Here is a 13084-nt window from a genome sequence, read left to right as displayed (position 1 = left end):
TTAACTTCTAAAACACGGCGTTAAAAACTGTTTTATTTTTTTACATCAGCTTTGCGCACCTCGACAACACCGGTTTTAAAACCCGGAACAGCACCTTTTACAAGAAGAAGGTTGTCGTTGCGCTTAATATCTACAATTGTTAAATTTTTAACCGTAACTTGATCCACGCCTTTGTGGCCAGGCAATTTTTTTCCCTTAATTACCTTTGCAGGCCATGCAGAGTTACCGATTGAGCCCGGTTTTCTATGATTCCGGTTACCGTGGGTTTCTGGCCCCCTGGAAAATCCATGACGCTTGATGGTTCCCTGAAAGCCACGGCCCTTTGAAATGCCGGTCACAGTTACTTTATCTCCAATTGAAAACATGTCAACACCGATGGTAGCACCGGCTTCTATCTCTTCAACTGAATCTTCTCTAAATTCTCTTAAGACCCCAAAGCCCTTATCCGATGCTTTTTTCAAATGTCCTGCAACAGGTTTGTTTAAACGCTCAACCGGCTTTTCATCAAACCCCAGCTGCAAGGCTGTATACCCGTCAGTCTCTTCCGTTTTAATCTGGGTTACGACACAGGGTCCAACCTGCAAAACTGTAACAGGAACGAGCTGCCCATCGGAGGCAAACACATTGGTCATCCCGATTTTTTTTCCAAGCAATCCACTCATCATAACAAATATGTCCCTGTTAATGCACTATAATTTAATTTCAACATCCACGCCGGGGGACAGGTCAAGTTTCATTAACGCGTCCACTGTCTGCTGTGTCGGCTCAAGAATATCCATCATTCTTTTGTGCGTTCTGATTTCAAACTGCTCACGAGATTTTTTATTCACATGAGGTGAACGCAACACAGTAAACTTGTTGATACGGGTAGGTAAGGGAACCGGCCCCACAATTCTGGCACCGGTTTTCCTTGCCGTATCAACAATATCTACTGAAGACTGATCAAGCAGCTTATGATCGTAAGCTTTGAGCCTAATTCTAATTTTAGTCTTCAACATTATTATTATTCTTTCTTAATCTACTATTCTACGATTTCACCAACAACACCGGCCCCAACGGTACGGCCACCCTCACGAATAGCAAAACGAAGTTCCTTTTCCATCGCGATGGGGTTGATCAATTCGACATTAATGCTCGCATTATCACCAGGCATAATCATTTCAACGCCTTCGTCCAAGGTCAGAACACCCGTAATGTCAGTGGTCCTGAAGAAGAATTGAGGTCTGTAACCGGTAAAGAAGGGCGTATGACGACCACCCTCTTCTTTGCTCAGAGCATACATTTCAGCTTTAAACTTGGTATGCGGAGTAATGGTACCGGGTTTGCAGACAACCTGACCACGTTCAACCTGATCACGCTTTGTACCGCGAAGCAACAAGCCGACATTGTCACCAGCTTGCCCTTCATCCAGAAGCTTTCTGAACATTTCAACACCCGTGCAGACCGTCTTGGAAGTGTCTCTGATACCTACAATCTCAATTTCTTCGCCGGTTTTGATCACACCACGCTCAATACGACCGGTGACTACCGTACCACGACCGGAAATGGAGAAAACATCTTCGATGGGCATCAGAAATGGCTTAGCAATATCTCTTTCTGGTTCGGGAACATAGGAGTCAAGAGTATCAAGAAGTTCAAAAATGGGCTTGGCTTCTTCGGCGTTCACATCGTCACATTCCAGAGCCCTAAGCGCAGAACCGCGGATAATAGGTGTATCATCTCCCGGGAATTCGTAGGTATCAAGAAGTTCCCGAAGTTCCATTTCAACCAGCTCAATCAGCTCTTCATCATCGACCATATCGCATTTATTCAGGAAAACAACGACTGTAGGCACACCGACCTGACGGGCAAGCAGAATGTGCTCACGGGTCTGGGGCATGGGACCGTCATCGGCGGACACAACAAGAATAGCACCATCCATCTGAGCAGCGCCGGTGATCATATTTTTAATATAGTCAGCATGGCCCGGACAATCTACGTGCGCGTAATGGCGGTTCTCGGTCTCGTATTCAACATGGGCAGTGGCGATGGTGATACCACGCTCTCTTTCTTCCGGGGCCTTGTCAATTTCATCAAAGGGAACGCATTTACCATGGCCCTTCATGGCTGCAAGTTTGGTAATCGCCGCAGTCAGAGTGGTTTTCCCATGATCGATATGCCCGATTGTCCCGATGTTTACGTGCGGTTTGTTCCGCTCAAATTTCTCCTTAGCCATCTTCTCTATTCCTCCTGTGGAATGTTTACAAAGATATTTTTAAATTTCTACCACCTAAAATGCGCGAAAGCCTTGTTGGCTTCAGCCATTCTATGTGTATCTTCTCTTTTCTTGATTGCCCCGCCACGCTCGTTATAAGCGTCCATCACCTCAGCAGCAAGCTTATTCGCAAAACCTTTTTCAGAACGGCTTCTGCTGAAATTGATAAGCCACCTGAAAGCCAGAGCTGTCTGGCGACCGGGTTTTATATCAGTAGGCACCTGATAGGTAGAGCCGCCGATCCTTCTTGATTTCACTTCAACAGAAGGCCTGATATTATCAATCGCTTTTTTAAACACTGCCAGAGCAGGCTCGCCAATCTTATCCTCAGCAATCATCAACGCATCAGCCACAACTTTTCGGGCAGCATTCTTTTTGCCGTCTTTCATAACACAATTGACAAACTTGGCTGCTATCTTTTCTTCATGCGTGGCATCCTGCATGAAACCTTCCTTAAACACTAATTTTTCTGCCATCTTAAAAAGTCCACCAAATTTATATTTTATTAATATGAATGCTTATACCCAATCATGATTATTTGGGCCATCATGACTATTTGGGACGTTTGGCACCATACTTTGAACGCCCTTGGCGACGATCATCCACACCCAGCGTATCAAGGGCACCCCTGACAATATGGTAGCGCACACCTGGAAGGTCTTTTACCCTTCCGCCCCTGACCAGAACAACAGAGTGTTCCTGGAGATTATGCCCCATGCCCGGGATATAAGCTGCGACTTCCATACCGGTTGTCAGACGAACCCTTGCAACCTTCCTTAGAGCTGAGTTCGGCTTTTTAGGAGTAGAAGTATACACCCTAGTGCAAACCCCGCGCTTTTGAGGTCCGCCCTTCAACGCCGGCGTACTAACCTTTTTTTCAGACTTCTTTCTACCTTTTCGTACCAATTGATTTATGGTCGGCATAACTCCACACGCTCCTTCATCAAACTTAATAAGTCGCCATATACGACAAAATGTTTAATTTTACTTATACTTTTTCTAAATGTCAATAATATTTTATTTTTTCTATACTTCAGCAACTTCACCATATCCCACTTCTATATTGCGATAGCCTGGAAAACCCGTACCAGCCGGTATGAGTCTACCCATAATAACGTTTTCCTTCAACCCCTTAAGCCCGTCATACTTGCCTTCAATGGCTGCAAGAGTAAGTACCTTGGTGGTTTCCTGAAAAGATGCTGCAGACAAAAAGCTATCTGTAGACAAAGAGGCTTTGGTAATACCAAGAATCAAGGGTTCGCCCTTGGCCGGCTCACCACCTGCCATGGCCACTTTGCGATTGGTTTCCTCAAAAAGAATACGATCAACCTGTTCGTCGGGTATAAAATTAGTATCTCCGGTGGAGATCACTTTAACCCGGCGCATCATCTGGCGAATGACTACCTCAATGTGCTTATCGTTGATTCGTACACCTTGAAGCCTGTAAACTTCCTGGACCTCGTCAACCAGGTATTTGGCTAGGGCCACTTCACCCTTGATGTTCATGATATCCTGGGGATTGGCCGAACCTGCGATCAGCGGATCACCTGATTTTACATAATCTCCGTCATACACTGACACATGCTGCCCCTTGGGGATGGCATACTCTTTGGCCTCTCCAACATCGCCAGGCTTAACCGTGACCTTTTGACGGCCTTTAGTCCCCTTTGAAACGGTGACATAGCCATTAATTTCAGTCAGCACTGCGGGATCCTTTGGCTTTCTGACCTCAAAAAGCTCAGCGACCCTGGGAAGACCACCGGTAATATCTTTGGTTTTAGTGGTGGCCCGCGGCAGTTTGGCAATAACCTCTCCTGCCATGATGTTGTCATCCTCATCAACAGTTAGAATCGCGTTTACCGGCAGGTAATACCTGGCTGGGGTTTTAGAGTTGAGCAACTTGACCGCTTTACCCTCTTTATCTTTGACGGTGATCCTGGGCCGAACCTCAACATCCTTGCTTTCAATAATCGTCCTTGACGCTTTGCCGGTAACCGGGTCAATCTGTTCTTGAACCGTATTCCCCACGATGATATCAGCAAATCTTATCCGACCGGATACTTCCGTGATAATCGGCGTGGTAAAGGGATCCCAGGAGGCGATAATGTCGCCCGGCTCAATCTGCTGACCATCCTTGATATGAAGGGTGGCACCATAAATCACATTATCCTTGGCACGCTCACGCCCCTCTTCGCCGACAATGGTCACGCCGCCACCTTTACGGTTCATGACAATAACATCGCCCTGGGCCGAAGTAACGGTCTGAATATCCTCGTTAAACTTTACAATTCCACCGACACGGGCCTTGACCTCAGCGACCTCTACCTTTCTGGATGCTGTACCGCCGATATGAAAAGTGCGCATGGTCAACTGAGTACCGGGCTCGCCAATGGACTGGGCTGCCACAATACCAATGGCCTGACCAATTTCCACCGTGACACCATGGGCAAGGTCACGACCGTAGCATCTTGAACAGACACCGTGCTTTGAGTTACATGTCAATACGGATCTGATTTTTACGCGTTGAACGCCTGCGGCCTCAATTTTAGCCACATGGGCTTCATTAAGTTCTGTGTCAGCCGCCACAATAAATTCATCGGAATAAGGATCGCGGATATCCTCCTGAGTAACGCGCCCAAGAATTCTTTCTCCAAGGGTCTGAATAATTTCACCACCCTCATACAAAGCTTCAACTTCAATGCCGTTGATGGTACCGCAATCTGGCTCCACTATCGTGCAGTCCTGACCGACATCAGCCAAACGGCGGGTAAGATAACCGGAGTTTGCTGTTTTCAATGCAGTATCAGCAAGCCCTTTCCGGGCACCATGGGTGGATATAAAGTACTGTAGTACGGACAACCCTTCACGGAAACATGCGGTGATGGGATTTTCAATAATCTCACCGGAAGGTTTGGCCATCAAACCACGCATACCGGCCAACTGACGCATCTGATCCTTGGAACCACGGGCTCCGGAATCCGCCATAACATAAACGGCATTGAGTTCCTCTGAGCTGTCCGCCCCTTCTTTTTTGGGCGGATTCTTCATCACTTCCATCATGGCGTTCGCAATATCATCTGTGGCCTGGGCCCAGATATCAACCACCTTGTTGTATTTCTCACCCTGGGTAATCAAACCTTCGGAATATTGATTTTTAATATCTTCAATATTTTTTTCTGCTTTACCAATGAGATCCCATTTGTTTGACGGAATAATCATGTCATCAATACAGATGGACAGGCCGCCAAGTGTTGAATGTTTGTATCCAATGTCCTTTAGACGGTCGGAAAGGATAACGGTTTCCTTTAAACCGATATTTCTGTAGGCATAGTCAATGAGCTTTACAATGGATTTTTTATCCATCAGCTTGTTCACCAGACTGAACGGCAAGGTAGAGGTTCTTTCTTCCACTTTAAAAATGGTGTACTTTTCGCCGACCATCCGCACATCGGTGAACTGCCCTTGTTTAAGTCCGTAAAGCTGCTCCACCACCACGTCGGAAACCTGAAAAATATTTTTAAATTCCTTACGCGTTAAAACGCCTGTTGCCCCCCGGGTCTTTTTAATCTCCTCATCCGCGTATTTATTCAAAACAGCATCAAAATCTTCACCTGCTTTTAATTCAGCAAGCGCGGCTTCGCCGGCCTCAAGGCTTTCTGTCCGGATACGGTTCATGTTTAAAAGCACGTCACCGGGGATGGTCTCCCACAAAAGAATTCGGCCGGTAGTGGTATCATAGATCACATCGTCAATGCGAACCTTGATTTTGGCATGAATGCTCACCTCTCCCGCATCAAAGGCAAAACGGACCTCGTCTGTACTTGAAAAGGTGCTCCCCTCTCCCTGCTGACCGGACATTGCCCGGGTCATATAATAAATTCCCAATACAATGTCCTGGGTGGGAACAATAATCGGCTGACCGTTTGCCGGGGATAAAATATTGTTGGTAGAGAGCATCATGATCCTGGCTTCCAGCTGAGATTCCAGGGAAAGCGGCACATGTACGGCCATCTGGTCTCCGTCAAAATCAGCGTTGAACGCCGGACACACCAGAGGATGAAGCTGAATGGCCTTGCCTTCGATCAATACCGGTTCAAACGCCTGGAACCCGAGACGATGCAAGGTGGGCGCTCGGTTAAGCATAACCGGGTATTCCTTTACCACGGCTTCAAGAGCATCCCATACTTCGGTCTCCTCGCGCTCAACCATTTTCTTGGCACTTTTTACCGTGGAGACCAGGCCTTTCTGCTCAAGGTAATTGTAAATAAACGGTTTGAAAAGCTCCAACGCCATTTTCTTGGGAATGCCGCACTGGTGGAGCCGAAGTTCAGACCCCACGGTAATTACGGTACGCCCGGAATAATCCACACGTTTACCTAAGAGATTCTGACGGAACCGCCCCTGTTTGCCTTTGAGCGTATCAGATAAAGATTTCAACGGACGCTTGTTGGTCCCTGTGACCACCCGGCCATGGCGTCCATTGTCAAAAAGGACGTCTACAGCTTCCTGGAGCATCCGTTTTTCGTTTCGGACAATAATATCCGGTGCATTGAGATCAACCAGCCGCTTAAGGCGGTTGTTGCGATTGAGCACACGGCGATACAGATCATTGAGATCCGAGGTGGCAAACCTGCCACCCTCAAGGGGTACAAGGGGGCGCAGATCCGGAGGCAAAATGGGACAAGCCGTCAGGATCATCCGAGAAGGCTCTATACCTGATGTCAAAAAGGCATCAATGACCTTCATGCGCTTGGCCATTTTTTGCTGTTTGGCCATGGATTTGGTCAGGCCGATCTCTTCGGTAAGTTCATCATGAACTGCCTGAAGATCAATCTGATTCAGCAGGGTTAAGATAGCCTCAGCGCCGATCCCGGCAATAAATCCCTCCTCACCAAATTCTTCAATGGCCTCATAATACTGGTCATCGGAAAGCAGCTGCATTTTTTTCAACCCGGAACCTTTAGGGTCGATAACAATATATGAATCAAAGTAAAGAACCTTTTCCAAATTCTTCAACGTCATATCCAGAACATTGCCGATCTTGGAAGGCAGACTTTTCAAAAACCAGATATGGGATACGGGCGCGGCAAGTTCAATATGCGCCATACGCTCGCGTCTTACTTTGGACTGAATAACCTCAACCCCGCATTTTTCACAAACAACGCCCCGATGCTTCATGCGTTTATATTTACCGCAATTACACTCGTAATCCTTGGTCGGTCCAAATACCTTAGCACAAAAAAGACCGTCACGTTCAGGCTTAAAGGTTCTATAGTTGATCGTCTCAGGCTTTTTTATTTCGCCGTAGGACCATTCCCGAATCTGATCGGATGATGCAAGGCTGATCTGAACGCCCTCGTAACTTTGGGGATCCTTGGGTTTTGCGAAGAAATCGTAAATATTATCCAAAGTCTTCTCCTTATTTGCTGCCTTCTATAAGATTCATATCCAGCCCCAGAGCATTGAGCTCTTTAATCAGAACCCTGAAAGATTCAGGCATCCCAGGTTCCAGGACATTCTGGCCTTTAACAATTTTTTCATACATACGGGTCCGGCCGGTCATATCATCGGATTTCACCGTAAGAAATTCCTGAAGCGCATGGGCCGCACCATAGGCTTCCATGGCCCAGACCTCCATCTCCCCAAGTCGCTGACCGCCGAACTGGGCCTTACCGCCAAGGGGTTGCTGGGTAACAAGGGAGTACGGCCCGATGGACCGCGCATGCAGCTTATCATCAACCAGATGATGAAGTTTGAGCATATACATGGTGCCCACAGTAACCGGTTTATCAAAGGGTCTTCCGGTACGCCCGTCATAGAGGATGGACTGGCCCGAGGGATCACTGTCGGACATGCTGATCAAGTCTTTGATCTCTTCCTCTGTGGCACCGTCAAATACAGGTGTGGCCGTATGTACCCCGTTTTTATAGAGGGATGCGAATTCTATAAATTCTTCATCATTCATGGCGTCAATGTCACGGACAATGGCATCATCCACCTGTCCCTCCCTTTGTTTCCGGGTCAGGGAGAAAATCTGTTTGGCCTTATCCCGCAATGCGTCCAGCCGTTTTTCCTCCAGCATCTCGTCAATCTGCTGGCCCAGGGCATAGGCAGCCCAGCCCAAATGAATCTCAAGAATTTGGCCCACATTCATACGGGAAGGCACACCCAGGGGGTTAAGCACCATGTCAACAGGGCGGCCGTCTGCAAAATAAGGCAGGTCCTCAACCCGAAGAATTCTTGAAACAACACCCTTGTTCCCGTGGCGGCCGGCCATCTTATCTCCAACAGAAAGCACCCGTAACATGGCAACAGAGATTTTAATAAGTTTTAGAACCCCAGGCGGGAGGTCATCACCCTTCTCAAATCTGGAAACCTGACGGTTGAAATGCTCCCGTGCCTTTTTTATCTCATCCTGGGCCTGTTCAAGAATAACCTGAATTTTTTCTGTTAATACAGCGTCCTCAACAGTGACATTTACCAGTACGGACACAGGTACTTTTTCAAAAACACCCGGAACCACTTTGGTTCCGGCCTTAACCAAGACCTTTCCGTTTCGTTCCAGACTGTTAAGCAGTGTATGACCGTCAAGTACGGATTCAACTTTCTCTCGGCCCACATCGGAAATAATTCTTATCTCATCATCCCGATCTTTTTCAAAACGCTCAATCTCTTCATCCTCAATCTGGCGCGTTCTGTCATCCTTGGGCAGGCCGCGACGTGAGAAGACTTTGGCATCAATAATTTTTCCATGAACACCCGGAGGTACACAAAGTGACGTATCCTTTACATCTCCTGCTTTTTCACCAAAAATGGCGCGTAAAAGCTTCTCTTCCGGAGAGAGCTGGGTTTCACCCTTAGGCGTGATTTTACCTACCAGGATATCACCAGGTTTGACCTCGGCACCCAGACGGATAATGCCGCTTTCATCCAAATTTTTCAAAGCATCTTCACCCACATTCGGAATGTCTCTGGTAATCTCTTCCTTGCCAAGCTTGGTATCCCTGGCAAGAACTTCAAATTCCTCAACATGAACGGAGGTGTATACGCCGTCTTTGACCAACCGCTCGGAGACCAGAATAGAATCCTCATAATTGTAACCGTCCCAGGGCATGAAAGCCACGGTTACATTTTTTCCAAGCGCCAGCTCTCCCAACTCAGTAGACGGACCATCAGCAATGACCTGCCCCTTTTTAACCCGTTCGTTTTTCTTTACGATGGGTCTGTGGTTAAAGCAGGTGTTCTGGTTGGAACGGACAAATTTGGTACAGTTGTAAATGGAGACGACCTTATTAAATTTGGGATCATCATTGTCATCATTTTTGACAACAATTCGCTTTGAATCTACATCAACCACCACCCCGTCGCACTCAGCAACAATGGTAACCCCGGAATCTCTGGCAACAACCGCTTCCATGCCGGTACCCACTAAAGGCGCTTCACTGCGAATCAACGGCACTGCCTGGCGTTGCATGTTCGAACCCATAAGTGCCCTGTTGGCGTCATCATTTTCAAGAAACGGGATGAGGGATGCGGATACCGATACCAACTGGTTTGGCGATACGTCCATAAACTTTACTTCTTCGGGTGCCACCATCTCAAATTCCCCGGCCACCCGTGCAGAGACCGTGGAATTGATAAAACTTCCGTGAACGTCCAAAGGTGCATTGGCCTGGGCAATCGGGTGTTCCTTTTCTTCAAATGCGCTTAAATGCTGAATTTTTTTGCTGGCATTTCCTTCATTCACGATCCTGAAAGGGGTTTCAATAAATCCAAAATCATTGACCCGGGCATATGTACATAGAGAAACAATCAGACCAATATTAGGACCCTCAGGGGTCTCAATAGGGCAGATACGGCCATAGTGGGACGGATGAACGTCACGCACCTCAAAGCCTGCACGCTCACGGGTCAAACCACCGGGCCCCAGAGCTGAAAGGCGCCGCTTATGCGTGGTTTCAGACAAAGGATTGGTCTGGTCCATGAACTGGGACAATTGTGACGTGCCGAAAAACTCGCGAACAACCGCGGACACGGGTTTGGGATTAATAAGGTCGTGGGGCATCATGGCGTCCACTTCCTGCATGCTCATCTTTTCCTTGATGGCACGTTCCATGCGGACAAGACCGATGCGGTAATGGTTTTCTAAAAGTTCACCCACAGCCCTGACCCGCCGATTTCCAAGGTGGTCTATATCATCCACCTGACCCTGGGTGTCTTTGAGTTCAATCAACGTCGCTGCCGTAAGCAACACATCCTCTTTTCTCAGGGTTTTTACATCGATTTTCGTATTCACCCCGAGACGATGATTCATTTTAAGACGGCCCACTTTAGACAAATCATAATATGCCTGGCGGAAAAACAGATGATCAATAAAATCCTGGGCCACCTCAATGGTAGCAGGATTGCCGGGACGAAGCCTGCGATAAATATCCATTAAGGCCTCTTCCTTGGATTCAATCTTGTCCGACAACAGGGTTTTGCGCATGGAATCTGAACTGCGGGGATCTACATAAAGAATCTCAAAGGTATTAATATCTTTTTCTTCAAGCAGTTCAAATGTGTCCTCTGCAATGGCTGCACCGGCATAAAACAATGGCGCCTGGTCACTGCTTTCCAGGAAGAAATTACTTGCGAACGCTTTGCCAATGAGTTCATTTTCAGAAATAGGAATAAAATCCAAATGTTCATCGGAAAGTTGTTTTAAAGCACGTTTAGTAAAAATTCGACCGGCCTTGACCACAATCTCTCCGGTTTCAGGAGATTTTATATCATAACCGGCCCGTTGACGGACCAAATTGTCAGGTACGAATTCTCTAAAATAAGAGCCATTTTTACGGACAATTTTTTCCTTGGTGTAAAAAAAGTCAAGAATGTCTTCCCCTGTATATCCAAAGGCCTTGAAAAGAATGGAAACCGGAAATTTACGCCGGCGGTCAATACGGATATAGACAATATCCTTGGCATCAATTTCCATATCAATCCACGACCCACGCACTGGAATAATACGCGCATTATAAATAATTTTACCTGAGGAATAGTTTTTTCCTTTGTCATGATCAAAGAAAACACCGGAAGACCGGTGAAGCTGGGATACAACTGCACGTTCAGTTCCATTAATGATGAAAGTTCCCCTCGGCGTCATCAAAGGAATGGTGCCAAAATATATTTCCTGCTCCTTTATATCACGGATAGTTGACACACCTGTATCTTTGTCATAGTCGTAGACGACAAGCCGAACCCTTATATTGATCGGGATGTCATAGGTCATCCCGCGACTGATACACTCCTGCATGGAGTGTTTGGTCTCCCCAAAGGAATAAGAGACATATTCAAGGGAGGAGGTATCGGTAAAATCCTTGATAGGAAAGACGGATTTAAAAACCGAATGCAACCCCTTTTCCTCTCTGTCCTGGGGGGAAACATCCCTTTGAAGAAAACCTTCAAAGGATTCTCTTTGCATCCCGATGAGATCAGGGATGTCTATAATTTTACGTTTACCGCCAAACTCTTTTCTAACACGCTTGTTCGTCAAAAGACTTCCGGTCATGATATCTCCCGATGTGAGTTTTTCCAACCGTAAAAGCGGAGACACGACCCAATGGCCTTGCCCCCGCGTATAGTTTATGCACAAACTATTTGTGCTTATCAGCTATGCTAAACTACTTTACAGACACCTGAGCACCGGCACCCTCAAGCTGTTCTTTGATTTTCTGTGCCTCTTCCTTGGCAATACCTTCTTTTACAGCTTTGGGAGCTTCTTCAACAAGTGCTTTGGCTTCTTTCAGCCCAAGACCTGTGATGGCACGAACTTCCTTGATTACATTAATTTTTTTGTCACCGGCAACTTCAAGGATAACATCAAATTCTGTTTTCTCTTCTTCTGCTGCAGCGCCGGCATCAGCGCCGGCAGGCATGGCACCGGCAGCAAAGGCGACAGGTGCTGCTGCGGATACACCAAACTTGTCTTCAAGTTCCTTAATGAGTTGGGAAAGTTCCAGAACGCTCATATTTGAAATAAATTCAATTACATCATCTTTTGTAATATCAGCCATTTTTATCTCCTGAAAATATACGAATATCTGAATCGTACTTATAAATTTAAAGTTTTGGTTTATTTTAAGTTACGCTGCATCTTTTTGATCTTTAACAGCATTAAGCACATTGAGAAAAGATCTGGGAACACCGGCCAGCACATTGACAAAATTCGTGGGAACGGCATTAAGTGTATATACCAGTTTGGCCAGCAATTCTTCTTTGGAAGGCATCTTGGCAAGCTGCGCCACATCTTCTGCGCTTAAAAATTTTCCGCCAAGGGCCCCACCCTTGAGTTGTACTTTCTCATTGGTTTTCAGAAATTCTGATATGACCTTGGCAGGTGCCACAGGATCATCTTTGGAAATGATGATCGCATTGGGTCCTTTAAAAAGATCAATTAATACCTCAGAGCCGGTCCCTTTCGCCGCCAGTCTCATCAAGGTATTCTTTACAACTGCCATTTGAGCACCGGCTTCCCGTAGTTTTGCTCGAAATTCGGTCACTTGGGACACAGTCAGACCCTTGTAGTCTACCAAGAAAGAAATCTCTGCATCGCCGAGATCCCTTGCAAGTTTTTCGACCAGTTCTTTTTTCTGGGAAATATTCAGCATTTTTTTTACACCTCCTTCCATAAATAAATTAGTATCGAAGGTGCCAACAAAACCAAAACAAAATTTATTTTCTATCTCGGCAGGCCGGCAAATCCGATTATGCATATTATATGCACCTACTGTCTATGACAGGTTTAAGCGTGTTTCGTTTAATAAACACCAAACACGCTTATTATTTATT

9 protein-coding genes are annotated in these 13084 nt (G+C 46.5%); all 9 read right to left on the bottom strand.

Translation table 11 applies throughout. The features are described 5' to 3' along the window. Window positions 1-32: 32 nt before the first annotated feature. A complete protein-coding gene (gene rplC / locus DESPODRAFT_RS12110; RefSeq protein WP_004073806.1) occupies window positions 33-665 on the bottom strand; it encodes a 50S ribosomal protein L3 in 633 nt (210 codons plus the stop codon). A 24-nt stretch (window positions 666-689) separates the two neighbouring features. Further along, complete coding sequence (gene rpsJ, locus DESPODRAFT_RS12105; protein WP_004073804.1) at window positions 690-998, bottom strand: 30S ribosomal protein S10; 309 nt, start codon at window positions 996-998, stop codon at window positions 690-692. 23 nt (window positions 999-1021) lie between these two features. Further along, window positions 1022-2215, bottom strand: coding sequence for an elongation factor Tu (gene tuf, locus DESPODRAFT_RS12100; protein WP_004073802.1), 1194 nt, complete (start codon window positions 2213-2215; stop codon window positions 1022-1024). Window positions 2216-2262: 47 nt separating this feature from the next. Beyond that, window positions 2263-2730, bottom strand: a complete 468-nt coding sequence (rpsG, locus tag DESPODRAFT_RS12095) for a 30S ribosomal protein S7 (protein ID WP_004073800.1) — start codon at window positions 2728-2730, stop codon at window positions 2263-2265. A gap of 76 nt (window positions 2731-2806) precedes the next feature. After that, the gene (gene rpsL / locus DESPODRAFT_RS12090; protein ID WP_004073793.1) at window positions 2807-3178 is read right to left on the bottom strand and encodes a 30S ribosomal protein S12; all 372 of its coding nucleotides are present in this window, start codon (window positions 3176-3178) and stop codon (window positions 2807-2809) included. A 102-nt stretch (window positions 3179-3280) separates the two neighbouring features. Next, on the bottom strand, window positions 3281-7663 hold the full coding sequence (gene rpoC / locus DESPODRAFT_RS12085) for a DNA-directed RNA polymerase subunit beta' (protein ID WP_004073792.1): 4383 nt from the start codon (window positions 7661-7663) through the stop codon (window positions 3281-3283). A 10-nt stretch (window positions 7664-7673) separates the two neighbouring features. Continuing rightward, window positions 7674-11804, bottom strand: a complete 4131-nt coding sequence (gene rpoB / locus DESPODRAFT_RS12080) for a DNA-directed RNA polymerase subunit beta (RefSeq protein ID WP_004073791.1) — start codon at window positions 11802-11804, stop codon at window positions 7674-7676. Between the two features lie 112 nt (window positions 11805-11916). Continuing rightward, window positions 11917-12309: a 50S ribosomal protein L7/L12 gene (gene rplL / locus DESPODRAFT_RS12075; RefSeq protein WP_004073789.1), complete on the bottom strand. Its 393-nt coding sequence runs from the start codon at window positions 12307-12309 to the stop codon at window positions 11917-11919. 69 nt (window positions 12310-12378) lie between these two features. Further along, entirely contained in the window at window positions 12379-12903 is a 525-nt protein-coding gene (rplJ, locus tag DESPODRAFT_RS12070; protein ID WP_040016348.1) for a 50S ribosomal protein L10, read from the bottom strand. Between the last annotated feature and the right edge of the window lie 181 nt (window positions 12904-13084).

It is taken from the genome of Desulfobacter postgatei 2ac9 (assembly GCF_000233695.2).
GTDB classification, from domain to species: Bacteria; Desulfobacterota; Desulfobacteria; order Desulfobacterales; family Desulfobacteraceae; genus Desulfobacter; species Desulfobacter postgatei.
The sequence above is the reverse complement of the archived record's forward strand: the minus strand, read 5'-3'. Positions and strand labels throughout refer to the sequence as shown.

Coding starts and splice junctions, on each gene's coding strand:
- rplC (WP_004073806.1), bottom strand. CDS start 665: ATGATGAGTGGATTGCTTGGAAAAAAAATCGGGATGACCAATGTGTTT.
- rpsJ (WP_004073804.1), bottom strand. CDS start 998: ATGTTGAAGACTAAAATTAGAATTAGGCTCAAAGCTTACGATCATAAG.
- tuf (WP_004073802.1), bottom strand. CDS start 2,215: ATGGCTAAGGAGAAATTTGAGCGGAACAAACCGCACGTAAACATCGGG.
- rpsG (WP_004073800.1), bottom strand. CDS start 2,730: ATGGCAGAAAAATTAGTGTTTAAGGAAGGTTTCATGCAGGATGCCACG.
- rpsL (WP_004073793.1), bottom strand. CDS start 3,178: ATGCCGACCATAAATCAATTGGTACGAAAAGGTAGAAAGAAGTCTGAA.
- rpoB (WP_004073791.1), bottom strand. CDS start 11,804: ATGACCGGAAGTCTTTTGACGAACAAGCGTGTTAGAAAAGAGTTTGGC.
- rplL (WP_004073789.1), bottom strand. CDS start 12,309: ATGGCTGATATTACAAAAGATGATGTAATTGAATTTATTTCAAATATG.
- rplJ (WP_040016348.1), bottom strand. CDS start 12,903: ATGCTGAATATTTCCCAGAAAAAAGAACTGGTCGAAAAACTTGCAAGG.